This window comes from Paraburkholderia phosphatilytica (assembly GCF_003443895.1).
Taxonomy (GTDB): domain Bacteria; phylum Pseudomonadota; class Gammaproteobacteria; order Burkholderiales; family Burkholderiaceae; genus Paraburkholderia; species Paraburkholderia phosphatilytica.
In genome coordinates, this window is the sequence record NZ_QQOA01000029.1 from 71,377 (window position 1) to 90,467 (window position 19,091).

At 66.3% G+C, this 19,091-nt stretch carries 17 protein-coding genes and 1 pseudogene; 10 read left to right on the forward strand and 8 right to left on the reverse strand.

Annotation, left to right across the window (positions count from 1 at the left end; translation table 11 throughout):
* Positions 1–25: 25 nt before the first annotated feature.
* Positions 26–1,327, forward strand: coding sequence for an NCS2 family permease (locus tag DVS29_RS25890; protein ID WP_118183373.1), 1,302 nt, complete (start codon positions 26–28; stop codon positions 1,325–1,327).
* 183 nt (positions 1,328–1,510) lie between these two features.
* Positions 1,511–2,038 (forward strand): cytochrome b, encoded by a 528-nt coding sequence (locus tag DVS29_RS25895; protein WP_118183374.1) that lies wholly within the window; start codon positions 1,511–1,513, stop codon positions 2,036–2,038.
* Between the two features lie 81 nt (positions 2,039–2,119).
* Here the strand turns inward: DVS29_RS25895 and DVS29_RS25900 are convergent, their stop codons facing one another.
* Complete coding sequence (locus tag DVS29_RS25900) at positions 2,120–2,410, reverse strand: DUF1488 family protein (RefSeq protein WP_118183375.1); 291 nt, start codon at positions 2,408–2,410, stop codon at positions 2,120–2,122.
* A gap of 360 nt (positions 2,411–2,770) precedes the next feature.
* Here DVS29_RS25900 and DVS29_RS25905 point away from each other — a divergent pair, with 360 nt between their 5' ends.
* Together DVS29_RS25905 and DVS29_RS25910 are read left to right on the forward strand one after the other, a co-directional pair.
* Positions 2,771–4,834 carry a sigma-54-dependent Fis family transcriptional regulator gene (locus DVS29_RS25905; protein WP_118183376.1) on the forward strand — a complete coding sequence of 688 codons (2,064 nt, stop codon included), beginning with the start codon at positions 2,771–2,773 and terminating at the stop codon, positions 4,832–4,834.
* 119 nt (positions 4,835–4,953) lie between these two features.
* Positions 4,954–5,310 (forward strand): 2Fe-2S iron-sulfur cluster-binding protein, encoded by a 357-nt coding sequence (locus DVS29_RS25910; protein ID WP_118183377.1) that lies wholly within the window; start codon positions 4,954–4,956, stop codon positions 5,308–5,310.
* A 327-nt stretch (positions 5,311–5,637) separates the two neighbouring features.
* Here the strand turns inward: DVS29_RS25910 and DVS29_RS25915 are convergent, their stop codons facing one another.
* The 4 genes from DVS29_RS25915 to DVS29_RS25930 all read right to left on the reverse strand — a co-directional run bounded on the left by DVS29_RS25915 (position 5,638) and on the right by DVS29_RS25930 (position 7,070).
* The gene (locus DVS29_RS25915; protein ID WP_118183378.1) at positions 5,638–5,871 is read right to left on the reverse strand and encodes a hypothetical protein; all 234 of its coding nucleotides are present in this window, start codon (positions 5,869–5,871) and stop codon (positions 5,638–5,640) included.
* 95 nt (positions 5,872–5,966) lie between these two features.
* The gene (locus DVS29_RS25920) at positions 5,967–6,161 is read right to left on the reverse strand and encodes a YqaE/Pmp3 family membrane protein (protein WP_118183379.1); all 195 of its coding nucleotides are present in this window, start codon (positions 6,159–6,161) and stop codon (positions 5,967–5,969) included.
* Between the two features lie 31 nt (positions 6,162–6,192).
* On the reverse strand, positions 6,193–6,384 hold the full coding sequence (locus DVS29_RS25925) for a DUF1653 domain-containing protein (RefSeq protein WP_118183380.1): 192 nt from the start codon (positions 6,382–6,384) through the stop codon (positions 6,193–6,195).
* A 35-nt stretch (positions 6,385–6,419) separates the two neighbouring features.
* Entirely contained in the window at positions 6,420–7,070 is a 651-nt protein-coding gene (locus tag DVS29_RS25930) for a helix-turn-helix transcriptional regulator (RefSeq protein ID WP_276314341.1), read from the reverse strand.
* Positions 7,071–7,257: 187 nt separating this feature from the next.
* Between DVS29_RS25930 and DVS29_RS25935 the strand changes: the two genes are divergently transcribed.
* The 6 genes from DVS29_RS25935 to DVS29_RS25960 all read left to right on the forward strand — a co-directional run bounded on the left by DVS29_RS25935 (position 7,258) and on the right by DVS29_RS25960 (position 15,180).
* Positions 7,258–7,464, forward strand: coding sequence for a hypothetical protein (locus DVS29_RS25935; RefSeq protein WP_118183382.1), 207 nt, complete (start codon positions 7,258–7,260; stop codon positions 7,462–7,464).
* Positions 7,465–7,820: 356 nt separating this feature from the next.
* A complete protein-coding gene (gene nirB, locus DVS29_RS25940) occupies positions 7,821–10,253 on the forward strand; it encodes a nitrite reductase large subunit NirB (protein WP_118183383.1) in 2,433 nt (810 codons plus the stop codon).
* A gap of 13 nt (positions 10,254–10,266) precedes the next feature.
* Entirely contained in the window at positions 10,267–10,608 is a 342-nt protein-coding gene (gene nirD, locus DVS29_RS25945) for a nitrite reductase small subunit NirD (protein WP_118183384.1), read from the forward strand.
* 73 nt (positions 10,609–10,681) lie between these two features.
* Positions 10,682–13,375 (forward strand): nitrate reductase, encoded by a 2,694-nt coding sequence (locus tag DVS29_RS25950; protein WP_118183385.1) that lies wholly within the window; start codon positions 10,682–10,684, stop codon positions 13,373–13,375.
* Between the two features lie 31 nt (positions 13,376–13,406).
* On the forward strand, positions 13,407–13,982 hold the full coding sequence (locus DVS29_RS25955) for an ANTAR domain-containing response regulator (protein ID WP_118183386.1): 576 nt from the start codon (positions 13,407–13,409) through the stop codon (positions 13,980–13,982).
* Positions 13,983–13,989: 7 nt separating this feature from the next.
* Positions 13,990–15,180 (forward strand): CmpA/NrtA family ABC transporter substrate-binding protein, encoded by a 1,191-nt coding sequence (locus DVS29_RS25960; RefSeq protein WP_118183387.1) that lies wholly within the window; start codon positions 13,990–13,992, stop codon positions 15,178–15,180.
* A gap of 135 nt (positions 15,181–15,315) precedes the next feature.
* Here the strand turns inward: DVS29_RS25960 and DVS29_RS25965 are convergent, their stop codons facing one another.
* The 3 genes and pseudogenes from DVS29_RS25965 to DVS29_RS25975 all read right to left on the reverse strand — a co-directional run.
* The gene (locus DVS29_RS25965; RefSeq protein WP_118183388.1) at positions 15,316–16,308 is read right to left on the reverse strand and encodes a GlxA family transcriptional regulator; all 993 of its coding nucleotides are present in this window, start codon (positions 16,306–16,308) and stop codon (positions 15,316–15,318) included.
* Between the two features lie 119 nt (positions 16,309–16,427).
* Positions 16,428–17,333, reverse strand: a complete 906-nt coding sequence (gene choW / locus DVS29_RS25970; protein ID WP_118183389.1) for a choline ABC transporter permease subunit — start codon at positions 17,331–17,333, stop codon at positions 16,428–16,430.
* Positions 17,326–18,608: pseudogene (locus DVS29_RS25975) on the reverse strand (quaternary amine ABC transporter ATP-binding protein); the annotation flags it as partial. The gene choW and the pseudogene DVS29_RS25975, both read right to left, overlap by 8 nt.
* Positions 18,609–19,091: the final 483 nt, after the last annotated feature.

A 19,091-nucleotide genomic window follows, 5' to 3' on the forward strand; every position in this document is an offset into this window, starting at 1 on the left:
AAAGACACGACAGAGGCGCAGGCTCATGGACTCCATCAAGCGATACTTCGGCTTCGACGAAGCAGGCACCACGCTGCGCACGGAAGTGCTGGCCGGTTTGACCACCTTCCTGACGATGGCGTACATCATCTTCGTGAACCCGGCCATTCTCGGCGACGCCGGCATGCCGAAGGACGCGGTGTTCGTCGCGACCTGCATCGTCGCCGCGCTGGCCACGCTGATCATGGGGCTGTACGCGAACTATCCGATCGCGTGCGCGCCCGGCATGGGCCTCAACGCGTATTTCGCGTACACGGTCGTGAAGGGCATGGGCTTCACCTGGCAGGCCGCGCTCGGCGCGGTGTTCATCTCCGGCTGCCTGTTCATGGTCGTCACGCTGTTCCGGGTGCGGGAGGTGATCGTCAACGGCATTCCGCACTCCATCCGCGTCGCGATCACGGCCGGCATCGGCCTCTTTCTCGCGATCATTTCGCTGAAGTCCGCGGGCGTCGTGGTCGGCAATCCGGCGACGCTCGTCACGCTCGGCGACCTGCACAACGCGCACACGGTGCTCGCGATCATCGGCTTCTTCGCGATCGTCACGCTCGACTGCCTGAAGGTGCGCGGCGCGATCCTGATCGGCATCGTCGGCGTGACGGTGCTGAGCTTCTTCTTCGGCGGCAACCAGTTTCACGGCGTGTTCTCCGCACCGCCGTCCATCTCGCCGACGCTGTTCCACCTCGACATCGCCGGCGCGCTGAAGACGGGCGTGCTGAACGTGATCCTCGTGTTCTTCCTCGTCGAGCTGTTCGACGCGACCGGTACGCTGATGGGCGTCGCGAACCGCGCGGGGCTGCTGGTCGAAGGCAAGCTGCACCGCCTGAACCGCGCGCTGCTCGCCGACAGCAGCGCGATTCTCGCGGGCTCGCTGCTCGGCACGTCGTCGACCACCGCGTATATTGAGAGCGCGTCAGGCGTGCAGGCGGGCGGGCGCACCGGCGTCACCGCGATCACCGTCGCGGTCCTGTTCCTCGCGTGCCTGTTCGTCGCGCCGCTCGCGGGCGTGGTGCCGCCGTACGCGACGGCGCCCGCGCTGCTCTACGTGTCGTGCCTGATGCTGCGCGAAATGGCCGACCTGCCGTGGGACGACGCGACGGAAGTGGTGCCCGCCGCGCTCACCGCGCTGCTGATGCCGTTCACGTACTCGATCGCGAACGGCGTCGCGTTCGGCTTCATCTCGTACGCGGGCCTGAAGCTGCTGACGGGCCGCGCCCGCCAGGTCAAGCTGGTGGTCTGGGTGATCGCGGCCGTGTTCCTGTTCCGGTTCTTCTATCTCGGCTCGGAGTGACTTCACGGTGACTTCGGGCTGATCGCCGGGCGGGCGCGGGTTCTGCGTCCAGCATGTGGGTCTATGAGGCGGGCCTATGGCGCGGGGTCTATCGATTGCCTGACTGCGGCCGTCATGCGTGCTCGCGTATGATCCGTGCTCCAGGCAAACCTCACACCATTCGACCCTCACAGGAGCCGCCGCATGCCGTCACCCGAGCTGCAACGCTATTCGCGTCCCGCCGTGCTGTTTCACTGGGTGATCGTCATACTGATTGCGACCGCGTACCTCGCGATCGAGGTGCGCGGCCCCAAGGGCAGCGACAGCCGCGCGTTCTGGACCGCGGTGCATTTCTGGGCGGGCTCGCTGGTGCTGACCGTCGCGGTGCTGCGGCTCGTGTGGCGCCTGTGGCGCCAGCCGCCCGACGAGATCGAATCGCCCGCCGTGCTGCAGTTTCTCGCGCGGCTCGTGCATCTCGCGCTGTATCTGTTCATCTTCGTGCAGCCGCTGCTGGGCATCCTGATGATCAATACCGGCGGCCATCCGGTCACGCTCGCGGGCCTCAATGTCGACATCACGCTGGTCGGCGCCGACCCGACGGCGCGCAAGCTGATTCATGGCGCGCACGTGCTGATCGGCAACGCGTTCTACTGGGTGATCGGCGTGCATGCGCTGGCCGCGATCGGCCATCACGTCGTGCTGAGGGATCAGACGCTGCGCAGGATGATGTAACTTTGACTTCGTGACGCCGCGTCAGGCGCGAGGCGGCGCGGCCGTGGTGGCTGGCGCCGCCCGCAGCGGGTGCGGTGAGTATCAGTTGGGCAGGTTCGCTTCGTAGAAGCGGACATAGCCGCTGCGCAGCGTCAGGCACTGCGCGCGGGTTTCGGACAGCAGGCGGCGCGCGGCCGCCTCGATGCGCGCCCGGTGCAGATCGAACGCGCCGATCATGTCTTCCGGACGCCACGACGCGGCGCCGTAGTGATCCTCGAGCGCTTCGGCGGTAATCGTGCATTCCACCCGTTCGCCATCGACCATCGCCGGAAACGCCAGGGTCAACTCGCGGCCCGAATACTCGGGAATCTCGTTCGGGAAAATGATCTGCATGGGAATCGCCTCGATGGACCTGCGTCCACGTGACCGCTCGGGGCCGCGTATGCCGGATGCGAGCTTGCTTCCTCAACCACCGGATGGCGTGCGCGGGCTCAACTGACCACCCGCGCCGTCACGGTACGTTCACGGCGGCCAGTTTCATCCACTTTAGACGACTTCCGCCGCGCCGCAAGTTTTCCCTCACCGCCCGGCGGGTTTCGTCCGGGACGGCGCTACGGCTTCCCGTGCGTCTGCACTGCACTCCATTTTCTCCTGCCGTCCAGCGATAGCGCTATTCCTACGGGTATACAACGCCCGTCGCGCTTTCGCCCGATCCTGTAAGATGGGCCGGCAGCAGGACACACGGAGACAGTCTTGGCCTCGCATTCCCTTGCCCCCACCGCCGCGGCGCGTGCCGACGTGCTCGCGCAGGCTCATGCCCGTTCGCAGCGTTGCGGACTGCGGGCGTCGGAAGCACCGGATTTCCAGCCGCTGCGCGAACTGGCGCTGCGCGAGCTGATCGACGGCAATCACACCCTCTACACGCATGCACTGCCGGTCATGGAGACGCTGCATGCGCAGATCGTCGACACCGAGAGCATGGTGCTGCTCACCGACCGCGACGGCACGATCCTGCATAGCCTCGGCGACAGCGATTTCGTCGAAAAGGCGAGGCGCGTCGCGCTGTGCCCGGGCGTGTCGTGGGCCGAGACCGACCGCGGCACCAATGCGATCGGCACCGCGCTCGTCGACCATCAGCCCACCGTCGTGCACGCCGGCGAGCATTTCCTGCATGCAAACAGCATCCTGACCTGCTCGTGCGCGCCGATCGCCGATCCGTTCGGCCGCGTCGTGGGCGCGCTCGACGTCAGCGGCGACACGCGCGGCTATCACAAGCACACGCTTGCGCTGGTGCGGATGTCCGCGCAGATGATCGAGAACCAGCTGTTCGCGAACCAGTTCGTCGATGCGGTGCGCGTGCATTTTCATGCACGCGCCGAGTTCGTCGGCACGCTGTTCGAAGGGCTCGCGGCCTTCGCGCCGGACGGCACATTCCTGTCGGCGAACCGCAGCGCGCTGTTCCAGTTCGGCGTCGCGCTCGATGCACTGCAGCGCCAGCCATTCGATGCACTATTCGGCACGCCGCTGCACGCGATGCTGCGCGCCTGCTCGAACGGCAATGGCATGGCGACGCTGATGCTGCCGAGCGGCGTGCGTGTCGTCGCCCGCGCGGACTACGCGGCGCAGCGCGGCGTTCCGGTCAGCGCGCTCGATGGCGGCCGCGGCTGGGACGACACGCGATCCATGCCGCAGCGCATGCCCGCCCGCGCGCCGCGTCTCACCGATCCGGCGACCCCGCCGGTCACGCTCGCCTCACTGGACACCGGCGACGCACGAATGTCGGCCGTGCTCGCACGGGTCGCGAAGGTGCGCGGCCGCGATATCCCGATTCTCGTGCTCGGCCGCACCGGCACCGGCAAGGAATGGCTCGCGCGCGCGATCCACGATGCATCGCCGCGCCGCGATGCGCCGTTCGTCGCGGTGAACTGCGCGTCGCTGCCGGATACGCTGATCGAGGCCGAACTGTTCGGCTACGAAGACGGCGCGTTCACCGGCGCGAAGAAGCGCGGCAGCGCCGGCAAGATCGTGCAGGCGGACGGCGGCACTTTATTTCTGGATGAAATCGGCGACATGCCGCTCGCGCAGCAGGTCAGGCTGATGCGGGTGCTGCAGGAACGCGAGGTCGTGCCGCTCGGCGGGACGCGTCCGGTGCCGGTGGATCTGCGGATTGTCTGCGCGACACACCGCGACCTGCGCGCGATGATCGCCGACGGCACGTTCCGCGAGGATCTCTACTACCGGATCAACGGTCTGGTCGTGACGCTGCCGCCGCTCGCGGAGCGTACCGATCTCGCGGTGCTGGTCGGCCGGATACTGGACGCGCAGCAGCACGACGCCGCGGCGCCGCGGCAGGTGTCGGATGCCGTGCTGGGTCGCTTTGCGCGGTGCCGCTGGCCGGGCAACCTGCGGCAGCTCGCGAACGTGCTGCGCACCGCCGCGATCATGGCCGAAAGCGCGCCGCTGATCGAACTCGAGCATCTGCCGGACGATCTTGCGGCGGACTGCGAGCCGGATGAAGACGTTGCCGTACCGTCGTCGGTATCGACGGAAACGTCGAGCCACTTGCGGGGCGGCCGCGCAACGCACGGCGCCGGGTGCACCGATGCGGCGAACCAGACAGCGCAACCCGGCGCAACGAACCGCACGATCCCGCCCTCGCCCGCATCCGGCAACGCGACGAACATGCAGGACTGGCAAGCGTCGCTGATCGAGCGGACGCTCGCGCGCCACGACGGCAACGTGTCCGCGACGGCACGGGAGCTGGGCCTCGCGCGCAACACGGTCTATCGCTACCTGCGGTTGCGGCGCGCGCATTGACGCGCCGCGACACGCGGAAGCGCCAACAACATTGCACGCTTCGCCGGCCCGCCGCCTCGGCCATCCACCGTCCCAGGTTAAGCTTCGAGCCCTGACCTGAACGAACCGCTACCGCTGCAATGACGGACAAGGAAGCGAACCTGCCCCCGCTCGACCAGGCGGACCACGAAGCGCACCAGGACAACGAAGACACCGCGTGGGCCGTGCGCGTCGAGCCGCTCGGCCGCACGTTCGACGCGCCCACGTCGCTGACGCTGCTCGAAGCGGCCGGCTTCGCGCAGTTGCGCCTGCCGAAGATGTGCCGCAATGGCACCTGCCGCACGTGCATGTGCAAACTCGCGAGCGGATCGGTGAGCTATACGATCGAATGGCCGGGACTGACGCGGGAAGAAAAAGCCGAGGGCTGGATCCTGCCGTGCGTGGCGGTGGCGCAAAGCGATCTGGTGATCGAAGTGCCGGACGCGACGGACATCTGATCTCGGAACGCGGTGGGATCGAGTGCAGGAAAACAGGGAAAGGAAGAGGAACCGCAGGAAGGAAATGCAGCGCACTCTACACTGACGCTGCCCGGATGTGCTCTGCGGCGCCGACCGCCGCGTGATAGCGTCAATGCAGAGTGCGTTCGTCGGTTGACGCGCGCTGCATGAGTACTTTAACGGCACACACCCATTCGTCTACATTGGCGATATCCCTGGATTGCCGATCACGAACGATCGTGCGCGGCAAAAAATGCCGAAACACGATCGTTTTCGCGGGGGGCCAGGACATCGGGCCGGTGGATGAAGCGATGAAACCGATGAAAATCAGCGGCGCCGTTCGGCGGCACGCGTTGCATCGGAGGCGCGCGAAGACAGCGCGCCCGGTTCGGTCAGGAAAGGCTCGAGCCCGAACATCCAGGCAAAGCCATACGCGATGAAACTGCCAAGCCTGAACCGCCGTCGCGGCGCGGCGGACGTCAACTCAGGCAGTAATTCAGGCAATAGCTCCGGCAGCAGATCGAGCGCGCGATCCGGTTGTGACGTGTGGTCGAGGTTCATGGTGCCCGTTTGTTGTTTGAATCTGGGAACCACCCTTCAGCAAACGGTGTACCCGAGCCACCCCTTCCGAAAAACGCCGAAAAAAACCCGCCCGCTTACCGCCGCGCGCCAAGCGCGGCTTCGATCTTCTGGTCGGTCTTGTACTGGCTCAGCGCGTAGACGGACCAGATCGCGGCGGGAATCCAGCCGATCAGCGTGATCTGCAGGACCAGACAGATGATCCCGGCAACCGGACGTCCGATCGTGAAGAATTGCAGCCAGGGGATGATGATTGCCAGCAGCAGACGCATGGGTTCGCTCTCTCTTGTGTTGTTGCCCGTATCAGTTGATCGCGGTGAACCGCGCCACCTGGATCCCGTCGTGCTCGACCGTTTCGAAGAACACGGAAGCGGGACGGGTCCAGATCGTACCATCCGCGCCCCGGTACACGATCATCGTGACCGCGGGGTCCGCTTCGAGCTTCGCCTCGCAGACCAGTTCGTAGATGCCGCCCTTGTAGTGTCGAAAACGCATGCATGTCCCCGCGGAGTTCATTCAGGTTGCCAGGCTCAGTTCGAGCCGTCCTTCATCTGCTTCAGATGCTTGTAGACCGTCGCGCGCCCCATGCCCAGCAGATGCGCAACGTAGTTCGCCGAACTCTTGCCGCGAAACGCGCCCTCGGCGTAGAGCGCCTCGACGATCTCGCGGCGATGTTCGCGCGTCAGCGCGTTGAGCCCGAGCTGCCGCTCGCGCAGCCACGTGTGCAGGAACGTGTTGATGCGGTCCTGCCAGTCGTCGCGGAACAGTTCGACCGGACGCGCGGCGATGCCGGTGCCCTTGATGAAGATGTCGAGCGTCGCGCGCACGTCGTCGAACACCGCGATGTTGAAGTTGATGCACATCATGCCGACATGCGCGCCCGCTTCGTCGGTGAGCACGTTGCTCACGCAGCGCATGCGCCGCCCGTCCCAGTTCAGCTTCTCGTACGGGCCGATCGTGCGCTCGTGATCGGCGTGATCGATTTCCTCGACGCTCGATTCGTCGCCGATCTCGCGCTTCGACAGATTGTTCGCGACGTACGCGACCGTGCTGTCGCGCAGATCGTGAATCACGACTTCCGCATAAGGAAAGAACAGCGCCGCAATGCCGTCCGCAATCGGCGCATAACGTTCGAGCAGTGCATCGCTGCCGGATGAAAGAGGTGTGCTGGACATCGCCATCGCGTCGATCGGAGCGGCAACCGGTACGCGCGCCGCCGCAGTGAAGCGTGCATTGTATCGTCCGCCGGCGACACGCTCGCGACGCTCGTCGTTCATCTACCGGAGACAACGCGATTTTTGACCAGGTGGTGCGCGTCGATTTGTCGTGCGATAAGCAGACGTTCGCAACTCGCCGGAGCTCTCCCCGATGGCTACGCTCGAAGCGTTGCGCGCGGTCCTCGACGACCAGCGCACGCCGGAAATCATCCGCAACCACATCATCGATTCGTTGCAGTACGCGCTGCGCAATCACGGCCAGGTGTTCGCCGCGAAGGAAGTGGAATGGCTGTCGACGTGGGATGACGCACGCATCCCGCTCGCCGCTTCGAAGGAACTGCAGAAGCGCATCGCCTGAACCACACAAGGTCACCCGCGGGTCACCCCGCGTCCACCGCCCGCGCTCCAGTTCGGTGCGCCGCGCGCCCTCCCGATCGCACCGCCCGCACTGCTGCGGTGCGGCAAGCCCCGTTCCCCAGTTCGGCGCATCGCCCGCAAAGCCTTATACAACAAGGCTTTCCGGCGAATCATCAAATTGGCATGGCCGTTGCTAATTACGTTCCGAACTCCGCAATGCAGCGGAGACGCGCCGCCCGCCGCAACGACGCCCGGGCCCGCGAAGCGAGCATTCCAGTCGGGCAATGACGTTCGACGTTCGTCGCAGCCAGCGCGCCCCACGCGCGGCCTCGATCCAACGACGCAACCATCGACATCATGAACAAGCCCCGTCTCGTCGTCATCGGCAATGGCATGGCCGGCATCCGCACGCTCGAAGAGCTGCTCGCGATCGCACCGGATCACTACGACATCACCGTGTTCGGCGCGGAGCCGCATCCGAACTACAACCGCATCCTGCTGTCGCCGGTGCTCGCGGGCGAGCAGACCTTCGACGACATCATCCTCAATCCGCTCGCGTGGTACGACGAACACCACATCACGCTGCACTGTGGCGTGTCGGTGGAGAAGATCGATCGCGTGCGCCGCAAGGTGATCGCGAGCGACGGCAGCGAAGCGCCGTACGACCGCCTGCTGATCGCGACCGGCTCGACGCCGTTCATCCTGCCGGTGCCGGGTAAGGACCTGAAGGGCGTGATCACCTATCGCGACATCTACGACACGCAGTCGATGATCGACGCGGCGACGGTGAAGCGCCGCGCGGTCGTGATCGGCGGCGGGCTGCTCGGGCTCGAAGCGGCCAACGGACTGAAGCTGCGCGGCATGGACGTGACGGTCGTGCACCTCGCCGATACGCTGCTCGAACGTCAACTCGATACGGCCGCCGGCCAGCTGCTGCAACGCTCGCTCGAAGCGCGCGGCCTCGCGTTCCTGCTGAACCGCTCGACCGCCGAGATTATCGGCAACGAAGCCGGCGAAGTGACCGGCGTGCGCTTCAAGGATGGCGAGACGCTCGATACGGATCTCGTGGTGATGGCCGCGGGCATCCGTCCGAACACGACGCTCGCCGAATCGGCGGGCCTCTACTGCAATCGCGGCATCGTCGTGACCGATGCGCTGCAAACGTACGATCCGCGCATCTACGCGGTCGGCGAATGCGTGAACCATCGCGGCATCGCGTACGGCCTCGTCGCGCCGCTCTTCGAGCAGGCGAAGGTGTGCGCGAACCACCTCGCGCTGATGGGCATCGGCAGCTACAAGGGCTCGGTGCTGTCCACCAAACTGAAAGTAACAGGCATCGATCTGTTCTCCGCCGGCGACTTCAACGGCAGCGAAGGCACCGAGGAAATCGTGCTATCGGACCCCGCGGGCGGCGTGTACAAAAAGCTCGTGATCAAGGACGACCAGCTGGTGGGCGCGTGCCTGTACGGCGACACCGCCGACGGCGCGTGGTACTTCAAGCTGCTGCGCGAAGGCCGCAAGCTCGGCGAACTGCGCGATCACATCATGTTCGGCGAATCGAGCGTGGGCGATGCGGGCGTGCAGGGCCAGAGCCGCGCGGCCGCGATGGCCGACACCGACGAAGTGTGCGGCTGCAACGGCGTGTGCAAAGGCACGATCGTGAAGGCGATCACCGAGAAAGGCCTGTTCACGCTCGACGACGTGAAGAAGCACACCAAGGCTTCGAGTTCGTGCGGCTCGTGCACGGGTCTCGTCGAGCAGATCCTGATGAGCACGGTCGGCTCCAGCTTCCAGGAAACGCCGAAGACGAAGCCCGTCTGCCATTGCAGCGACTACACGCATGCCGACGTGCGCAAGGCGATCCGCGATCACAAGCTGCTGTCGCATCGCGAGGTGTACGACTTCCTCGAATGGCGCACGCCGAACGGCTGCGCGACCTGCCGGCCGGCGATCAACTACTACATGCTGTCCACGTGGCCGCACGAAGCGATCGACGACCCGCAAAGCCGCTTCGTCAACGAACGCGTGCACGCGAACATCCAGAAGGACAACACGTTCTCCGTCGTGCCGCAGATGAAGGGCGGCGTGACGAATCCGTCGGAACTGCGCCGCATCGCGGACGTCGCGGACAAGTACAACATCCCGATGGTGAAGGTCACGGGCGGCCAGCGCATCGACCTGCTCGGCGTGAAGAAGGAAGACCTGCCCAACGTGTGGCGCGATCTCGGTATGAAGTCGGGTCATGCGTACGGCAAATCGATCCGCACCGTGAAGACCTGCGTGGGCAGCGAGTTCTGCCGCTTCGGCACGCAGAACAGCACGCAGATGGGCATCGACCTCGAAACGATGCTCGCGAACATGTGGTCGCCGCACAAGGTGAAGCTCGCGGTGTCGGGCTGCCCGCGCAACTGCGCGGAAGCGGGCATCAAGGACGTCGGCGTGATCGCGGTGGACAGTGGCTGGGAACTCTACGTGGGCGGCAACGGCGGCATCAAGACCGAGGTCGCGCAGTTCCTCGCGAAAGTGAAAACCGCCGACGAGGTGAAGGAGTACAGCGGCGCGTTCCTGCAGCTCTACCGCGAAGAGGCGTACTACCTGGACCGCACGGTGCATTACATCGCGCGCGTGGGTCTCGACTACGTGAAGAAGAAGATCGTCGACGACGAAGCGAACCGCAAGGCGCTGTACGAACGCCTGCTCTACTCGCTCGAAGGTCTGTCCGATCCGTGGGAACAGCGCGTGGAAGGCAAGCAGCAGCACGAATACATTCCGCTCAAGGTCATCGCTTAAGGACACGCACGCCATGGATATGCAAGTCACCTCCTCCTGGACGCGCGTCTGCGCGGTGTCCGAGATTCCGCCGCTCGGCAGCCGCGTGCTGCAACGCGACGACGGCAACCACGTCGCGATCTTCCGCACCGCGAGCGACAACGTGTTCGCGCTGCTCGACCGCTGTCCGCACAAGGGCGGCGCGCTGTCGCAAGGCATCGTGCACGGCGAGAGCGTCACGTGTCCGCTGCACGCGTGGAATATCGATCTCGCGTCAGGCAACGCGCGCGCGCCGGACGTCGGCTGCGCGCGGCGCTTTCCGGTGCGCGTGACTGACGACGGCAGCGTGTTCCTGCAGCTCGCCGCCGACGAGTGAGCGCGGCGCGAGCACGTCAGCACACGCAAAAACCGATGCCCTCCACCCCGCCCACCGACCGCCCGGAGCCACGATGAAGACCGTCACCCGTTCCACCTGCTGCTATTGCGGTGTCGGCTGCGGCGTGCTGATCGAAGCGGAGCACGGCCGCATCACCGGCGTGGCGGGCGACCCGGACCATCCGGCGAACTTCGGCCGACTGTGCACGAAGGGGCTCGCGCTCGCCGATACGGCAGCGCGGGACACCGGCCGTGCGCTGTATCCGGAACTGCGGCTGGATCGCGGCACGCCGCGTCGACAGGTCGAATGGGACGAAGCGCTCGATCACGTCGCGGCACGCTTCGCGCGCATCGCCGCCGAGCATGGCCCGGATTCGGTCGCGTTCTACATCTCCGGGCAGCTGCTGACCGAGGACTACTACGTCTTCAACAAGCTCGCGAAGGGGCTGATCGGCACCAACAACATCGATACGAACTCGCGCCTGTGCATGTCGAGCGCGGTGACCGCGTACAAGATGGCGCTCGGCGCCGATGGCCCGCCCACCTGCTACGAAGACCTCGAACAGGCGCAGACCGTGCTGTTCGCGGGCAGCAACATGGCGTGGGCGCATCCGGTGCTGTTTCGCCGGCTCGAAGCGGCGAAGGCGGCGAACCCGGCGATCCGCTGGATCGTCGTCGATCCGCGCCGCACCGATACCGCCGCGATGGCCGACCTGCATCTCGCGATCGAGCCCGGCACCGACGTCGCGCTGTTCAATGGGATGCTGCATCACCTGATCTGGGAAGGACTGATCGATCGCGACTACATCGCGGCGCACACCGAGGGCTTCGACGCGTTGAAGGCGACCGTGCGCGAGTTCACGCCGCGCATCGCGGCCGAGCTGTGCGGGATCGCGGAAAGCGATCTGATCAAGGCGGCCGGGTGGTTCGGCGCGAGCCCCGCCGCGCTGTCGCTCTACTGCATGGGCCTTAACCAGTCGAGCCGCGGCACCGACAAGAACCTCGCGCTGATCAACCTGCATCTCGCGACGCGGCAGATCGGCCGCGCGGGCGCGGGACCGTTCTCGCTGACCGGCCAGCCGAACGCGATGGGCGGCCGTGAAGTGGGCGGCATGGCGACGATGCTCGCCGCGCATCGCGACATCGGCAATGCGGAACATCGCGACGAAGTGGCACGGCTGTGGGGTATCGATGCGCTGTCGGACCGCCCCGGCCTGCCCGCCGTCGAACTGTTCGACGCGGTGCGCTCGGGCAAGGTGAAGGCGATCTGGATCGCGTGCACGAACCCGGTCCATTCGATGCCCGACATCGGCCGCGTGCGCGAAGCGCTCGATACCGCCGAGTTCGTCGTCGTGCAGGAAGCGTTCACGCAGACCGACACCGTCCCGTATGCGGACGTGCTGCTGCCCGCCGCGACGTGGGGCGAGAAAGCAGGCACCGTGACCAACTCGGAGCGCCGCATCTCGCGCGTGCGCGCGGCCGTCGCGCCCGCCGGCGACGCGAAGCCGGACTGGTGGATCGCCAACGAAGTGGCGAAGCGGATTCAAGGCCTGACCTTCAAGGAAGCGAGCAAGCCGCTGTTCCCGTTCGACACGCCCGAAGCGGTGTTCGACGAGCACCGGCTGCTGACCGAAGGGCGCGACCTCGATATCGGCGGGCTGACGTACGACGTGCTCGACGCGCACGGCCCGCAGCAGTGGCCGTTTCCGAAGCGCCGTAACGCAGCCGAAGGCGGCGACGCGCGTCGCTACACCGACGGCATCTTCGCCACCGCCAATGGACGCGCGCGTTTTCACGCGACGGACTACCTGCCGGTAGCCGAACCAACGAGCCCGCGCTATCCGTTCCGTCTGCTGACCGGCCGGCTGCGCGACCAGTGGCATGGCATGAGCCGCACCGGCCGCGTCGCGAAACTGCTCGCACACGCGCCGCAGGCGGTCGTCAACATGCAGCCCGGCGATGCTGCGCGACGCAGCCTGAAGGACGGCGACCTCGTGCGGATCGCGAGCCGGCGCGGCGAACTGATCCTGCCGCTGCAGCTGTCCGACGACGTGCAGTCGGGCACGCTGTACGTGCCGATGCACTGGAACGCGCAGTACCTCGCGAGCGGCGGCATTAACGAAGCCACCCAGCCCGCCGTCGATCCGCTGTCGAAGCAACCCGAGCTGAAGCACGCGGCGGTACGCGTCGAAGCCGCGAAGCTGCCGTGGCAGATGACCGCCGCGCGCCGCTGCGATACGCTCGCGCTGCACGCGGCGCTGCAGCCGCTCTTGAAGACCTGCCGCTACGCATCGCTGACCTACGACGCCGACGACGTGCTGGTGCTGCGCGCCGCGCACACCGAAGCGCCCGAGGGCTGGCTCGACGCGGTCACGGCCGCGCTCGCGATGCCCGCCGGCGACGACCTGCTCGTCTACCGCGACGCGCGCCGCGGCCTCGACAAACGGGTCGGCTGGGACGGCAGCCGGATCGTCGGCTTCCTGCTCGCGGGCGATGTGACCAGCACCGACGCGCTGCTGGCCGCGCTCGGCGACGGCGCGCCATGGAGCGGACCGCGCTTCACGGTGTTCTCGGCACAGCGCGCGAACGTCGTGCGCGACCAGGTGGTGTGCAACTGCAAGCAGGTGACGAAGAGCAGCATCGACGAAGCGATCGCGCGCGGCGCGAGCGTGCCCGAACTGAAAGCGACGCTCGGCTGCGGCACCGTCTGCGGCTCGTGCGTTCCCGAACTCAAACGAATGTGCGACGCCGCAGCCGTCGCCAGCTAAACTGTCGTCTCGCTCTCTCTTGATTCATTCGATGCTGCGGGTACTGCTCGTCACCGACACCGACAAGCCGATCGGCGATCTGCGCGATGCGCTCGCGCGGCTCGGCTACGACATGCTCGCGAATACGGCGACGCCGCAGGCGTTGCACGCGGTCGTCGCCACCGAGCGGCCGGACGTGATCATCATCGACACCGAGTCGCCGTCGCGGGACACGCTGGAACAGCTCGCGGTGATGAACGCCACCGCGCCACGCCCGGTGCTGATGTTCAGCCACGACGCGAACCAGCAGCTGATCCGCGCGGCGGTCGGCGCGGGCGTCACCGCGTACCTCGTCGAAGGCCTCGACACCGGCAAGCTCGCGCCGATCCTCGAAACCGCGCTCGCGCGCTTCGCGCATGAGGCCGAACTGCGCGAACGGCTCGCGCAGGCGGAGAACGAACTCGCCGAGCGCAAGGTGATCGACCGCGCGAAACGGCTGCTGATGGACCGGCAGCACCTGTCCGAACCCGCTGCCTATGCGACGTTGCGCAAGCGCGCGATGAACCAGGGCATCAAACTCGTCGAGGTCGCGCGCCAGATCGTCGCGGCCGCCGACTCGTCAGGCTGACCTCGCCATGAACGCCTCTGCCTCCGCGCCCGCTTCGAGTCCCGCTTCTGGTCCCGCCACGCGTCATGACGGCGCGCTCGAAAAGACCCATCTGCGGCTCGGCTTCGTGCCGCTGTCGGACGCCGCGCCGCTCGTCGCCGCGAAGCTGCTCGAGTTCGGCCATGCGCACGGGCTCACGCTCGAACTGGTGCGCCAGCCTTCGTGGGCCGCCGTGCGCGACCGCCTGCTGTCCGGCGAGCTCGATGCCGCGCACGCGCTGTACGGCCTCGTGTATGGCGTGCAGCTCGGGCTCGGCGGTCCACAGACGGACATGGCGGTGCTGATGGTGCTAAACCGCAACGGCCAGGCGATCACGCTGTCGAACCGCGTCGCGGCCGCGCTCGACGAGCACGGCTCGCTGCCCGCTGCCTTGGCGACGCTCGGCCGACGCCCCGTGTTCGCGCAGACCTTTCCGACCGGCACGCATGCGATGTGGCTGTACTACTGGCTCGCAGCGCACGGCGTGCACCCGCTCTCCGATGTGACGAGCGTCGTGATTCCGCCGCCGCAGATGGTGCCGTCGCTCGCCGACAACGAGCTGGATGGGTTGTGCGTCGGCGAACCGTGGAATGCGCTGGCCGAGGCGCGCGGCGTCGGCAGAACGGCCGCGTATACGAGCGAAGTGTGGCCCGACCATCCGGAGAAGGTGCTCGCGAGCCGGCGCGATTTCGTCGAGCGATATCCGAATACCGCACGGGCGCTGGTGCGCACGATGCTCGAAGCGTGCCGCTGGCTCGACGAGCCGCCGCATCGCTCCGATATCGCGCGGTGGCTCGCGCAGCCCGAATTGCTCGGCGCGCCGGAGGCGGTGATCGCCAGGCGGTTTGGTATCGGCGATCAGGCATTGCAGCAACCCGATGCGCGCCGTCTGCCGATGCGCTTCTTTGCCGAAGGCCGCGTGAATGTCCCCGTGCCGTCCGATGGCGTGTGGTTCCTCACGCAGTACGAGCGCTGGGGGATGATCGCGCCGCGCGACAACTATCAGGCGATCGCGGAGGCGATCAACCAGACGGCGCTGTACGAGCAGGCCGCGGCGCAGATGCAGGTTGTAGTGCCGTCTGCCGCGGCGCTCGCTGCGCCGCAGACGTTCATCGATGGTCGCGTGTGGGATGGCAACGATCCGCGTGGTTATGTCGATGGGTTCGACGTGAAGGCTTGAGCCTTGCCGCGCGGTTAAAATGCAGCACAAAAAAAGACGCGTGACGCCCCTGGCAGGCAATCACGCGCTCAATCCACCTACCCTTGACAGAAACCGTCAGTGTCGGCGCTCATGCGAGCGCACGCGCTCGCACGCTCAAGCCGGCTGCCTCCGCTCGACACTTGGCGCATGACCGAACTGCGCGCGATACGCCTTGCTGAAGTGGCACGGCGAATGAAACCCGCACACGCTCGTCACGCTCGCGATCGACGCATCCGTCGTGCGCAGCAGTTCGCGCGCGCGCCGCAGGCGCAGCGACAGGTAATAGTGCGTCGGCGACACGTTCAGGTACACCTTGAACATCCGTTGCAGGTGCCGCTGCGAGAGCTGCACGAGCCGCGCGAGTTCGTCGAGCGACAACGGCTCCTCGATGTTCGCTTCCATCAGCCGCACCACCTCGATCAGCTCGGCGCGCGAGAAGCCCACCCGCGCGTCGACCGGAATCGGCTGCGGGTCGCTCGCGCTGCGAATCCGCTCGAGGATGAACTGCTCCGACACCTGCGCGGCCACGTTGCGCCCCAGCCGGCTGCCGACGAGATTCAGCATCAGGTCGAGCGGCGCGGTGCCGCCGGTGCAGGTCAGCCGGTCGCGATCGATCACGAACAGCTCGTCGGCGAAATGCACGCGCGGAAACTCGCGGTGCAGCGCGGACAGATCTTCCCAGTGCACCGTGCACTTGTAGTCGTCGAGCAGGCCCGCCGCCATCAGCGCATACGCGCCGGTGCAGATGCCGCCGAGCGGCACGCCCTGCTCCGCCAGCTCGCCCAGCAGCGTCGTCACGCGGCTGTCCACGGCGTTGCGGATCTGCGTGCCGCCACAGACGATCAGCACGTCCGGCATGCCGCTTTCGTCGAGCGAGCGCGTCGGCTTCACGGTGATGCCGTTGCTCGCGCGCACCGGCACGCCGTCCGGCGTCAGGATCGACCAGCGGTAGTGCTGCGCGCGGCCGACATAGTTAGCCATCCGTAGCACTTCAATCGCGCTCGTGAACGCGATCATCGAGAAGCTGGGTAAGGTCAGGAAACCGAAATGCGCAAGTCCCGTCAACGGCGATGCAGCAATCGTGGCGGACGTCACGTCGCCCTCCATGGATCAACGGCGAACTCTGGCCGGGTTCGCGCACGACACCTGTCGTGTCGCGAACCCGTTGTTTTACTGGTCGAATGGTGCGGCCGCGAATGAGCTGCCGTGTGAATCAGCGCGATGAATCAGCCTTGCTGCGCGACCGGCGCGGCGCGACGCACGCGCATCATGCTGCGCAGGCCCGAGAGCTTCGGCTGCTTCGCTCCGCCCGGCGCGCGGCCGAAGCTTTCCGTGATGCGGTCGAGAATGATCGCGAGCAGCACCACCGACAGACCGCTTTCGAAACCGAGGCCGATATCGAGGCGCTGGATACTCGCCAGCACGTCGTTGCCGAGACCGCCCGCGCCGACCATCGACGCGATGATCACCATCGACAGCGCCATCATGATGGTCTGGTTCACGCCCTGCATGATCGACGGCAGCGCGTTCGGAAACTGCACCTTGTAGAGCAGCTGCCACGGCGTGCAGCCGAACGCCTGCCCCGCTTCGACGATCTCGCGGTTCACATGGCGGATGCCGAGGCTCGTCAGACGCACGGCCGGCGGCATCGCGAAGATCACCGTGGACAGAATGCCCGGCACGCGGCCGAGACCGAACAGCATCGCCGCCGGAATCAGGTAGACGAAGGCCGGCATCGTCTGCATCAGGTCGAGGATCGGGCGCACGATCATGTTCACGTGCTTGTTCTTCGCGGTCCAGATGCCGATCGGAATGCCGAACACGAGGCTGATCACCGTCGACGACAGCGTGAGGCCAAGCGTGATCACCAGCTCGTCGTAGAACCCGGTCGCGTAGATCAGCAGCAGCGACAGCAGCGCGAACGTCGCGAAGCGCCAGCCGACCCGCCACAGGCCGATGCCGACGAAGATCGCGATCATCAGCCACATCGGAATGGCCTGCAGGCTGTGCTCGACGAGCGCGGCAAAGCTCTCGATCCCCTTGCCGATCGCATCGAACGTATTGGCGTCGTGATCCAGCAGGTAATGGACGGAGTCGTCGACCCAGCGGCCGAGTGGGATGATCTCAGACATGGGAACCTCGATTGCGGGTAAGGACTTTCAGAACCATCGCCTGATCGACGGAGCCGCAGTAACGCTGTTCGGCGTCGACCACCGGCAGCGCGGTGCTGCTCGCGCAGACCCGCGACACGACCTGCTCGAGCGTCGCGCCGAGCGAGACCGACTCGACCTGCTTCACGTCCGGCGTCGCGCTGCCCATCGCATCGCGCGTCACGAAGCCGCGGATGCGGCGCTCGCCGTCCAGCACGAACGCGTATTCGGCGCTGCCGTTCAGCGACTCGGCGACGCTCGACGCATCGAGCGAGCGCACCGTCGGCACGCCGTCGCGCTGCATCAGGTCGCCGGCGGTCAGATAGCGGCTCGTGTCGACGCCGTCGAAGAACGCGCGGACGTAGTCGTCGGCCGGGTTGCTGATGATTTCCTGCGGCGTGCCGATCTGCACGATGCGGCCGCCTTCCATGATCGCGATGCGCGTGCCGATCCGGATCGCCTCCTCGAGATCGTGCGACACGAACAGGATCGTGCGGCGCTGGTTCTTCTGCAGTTCCAGCAGCACGTTCTGCATCTCCTTGCGCTTCAGCGGATCGAGCGCGGAGAACGCTTCGTCCATGATCATCAGCGAAGGATTGACGGCGAGCGCGCGGGCGAGGCCCACACGCTGCTGCATGCCGCCCGACAGTTCCGACGGCAGCTTCTGCGCGAACGGCGCGAGGCCCACCTGCTCGAGCACGGCCAGCGCGCGCTTCTCGCGGTCGCGCTTGCCGACGCCCGCCACCTCGAGCCCGAACGATGCGTTCGACAGCACCGTGCGTTGCGGCATCAGCGCGAACGACTGGAACACCATGCTCATGTCGGTGCGTCGCAGCGCGGTCAGCTCGGAGCGGCGCACCGCGGCGATATCGCGACCGTCGATCACGACCTTGCCGGCCGTCGGCTCCACGAGCCGGTTGATCAGGCGGATCAGCGTCGACTTGCCGGAGCCCGACAGGCCCATCAGCACGAAGATCTCGCCTTCCTTGACGTCGAAAGAGGCCTTGTGCACGCCCACCACCTGGCCGGTCTTCGCGAACACTTCGTCTTTCCCGGCCCCCGCTGCGAGCATGTCGAGCGCGAGCTTGGGGTTGTTCCCGAACACCTTACATAGACCTTCGACCACCACCTTAGGGGAATTCATCGACTCCATCTCCTCGTGGTGCAGGCGCCGGCCCGCACAATGTGACTACATAGTTGCTAGAAAAAACCTTTGATTGCCGACGAATTACGACAGACGCTTGCGGAAATACGACACCTCCAATCAGGGTCTTTCGGACCGGAGACGCCGAGCGCCTTGTGTGGCGGGCCTCACCGGGATGCTGCGGCGCGCCATCGGGCTTGTGCGCGTGTCGCGATATGACGGGTGCGCGTCCGTTCGCGGATGATCGCGGAATGCGGCCGAAAACCGTGCGATCGGGGCATCGCGCGAGGCGGCAGGGAGGGCTGGAATCGGGCGGAGTTACCTTTTCAGCTTGCGCGGTCGACGAGCGAAGCGGAAAAAAATGGCCCCGGCGTCGCGAGGATGCCGGGGCCGAGTCCCATGTCAAAGGAGTAAGTCATGGAGGAGACGGGTGCATCGTAGCGTCACCGTCCGCCCGCAACCAACCAATGCTTTTGCATATGCTTATCGGCGGGTCGCGTGCGCTGCATCGGTATCGGCGACTGCGTCCGCGACTGCGCCCGCGACGGTCGGGATAACCCTCGCCGCGTATATCGTTAGAACAAAAAGTCGGTTCG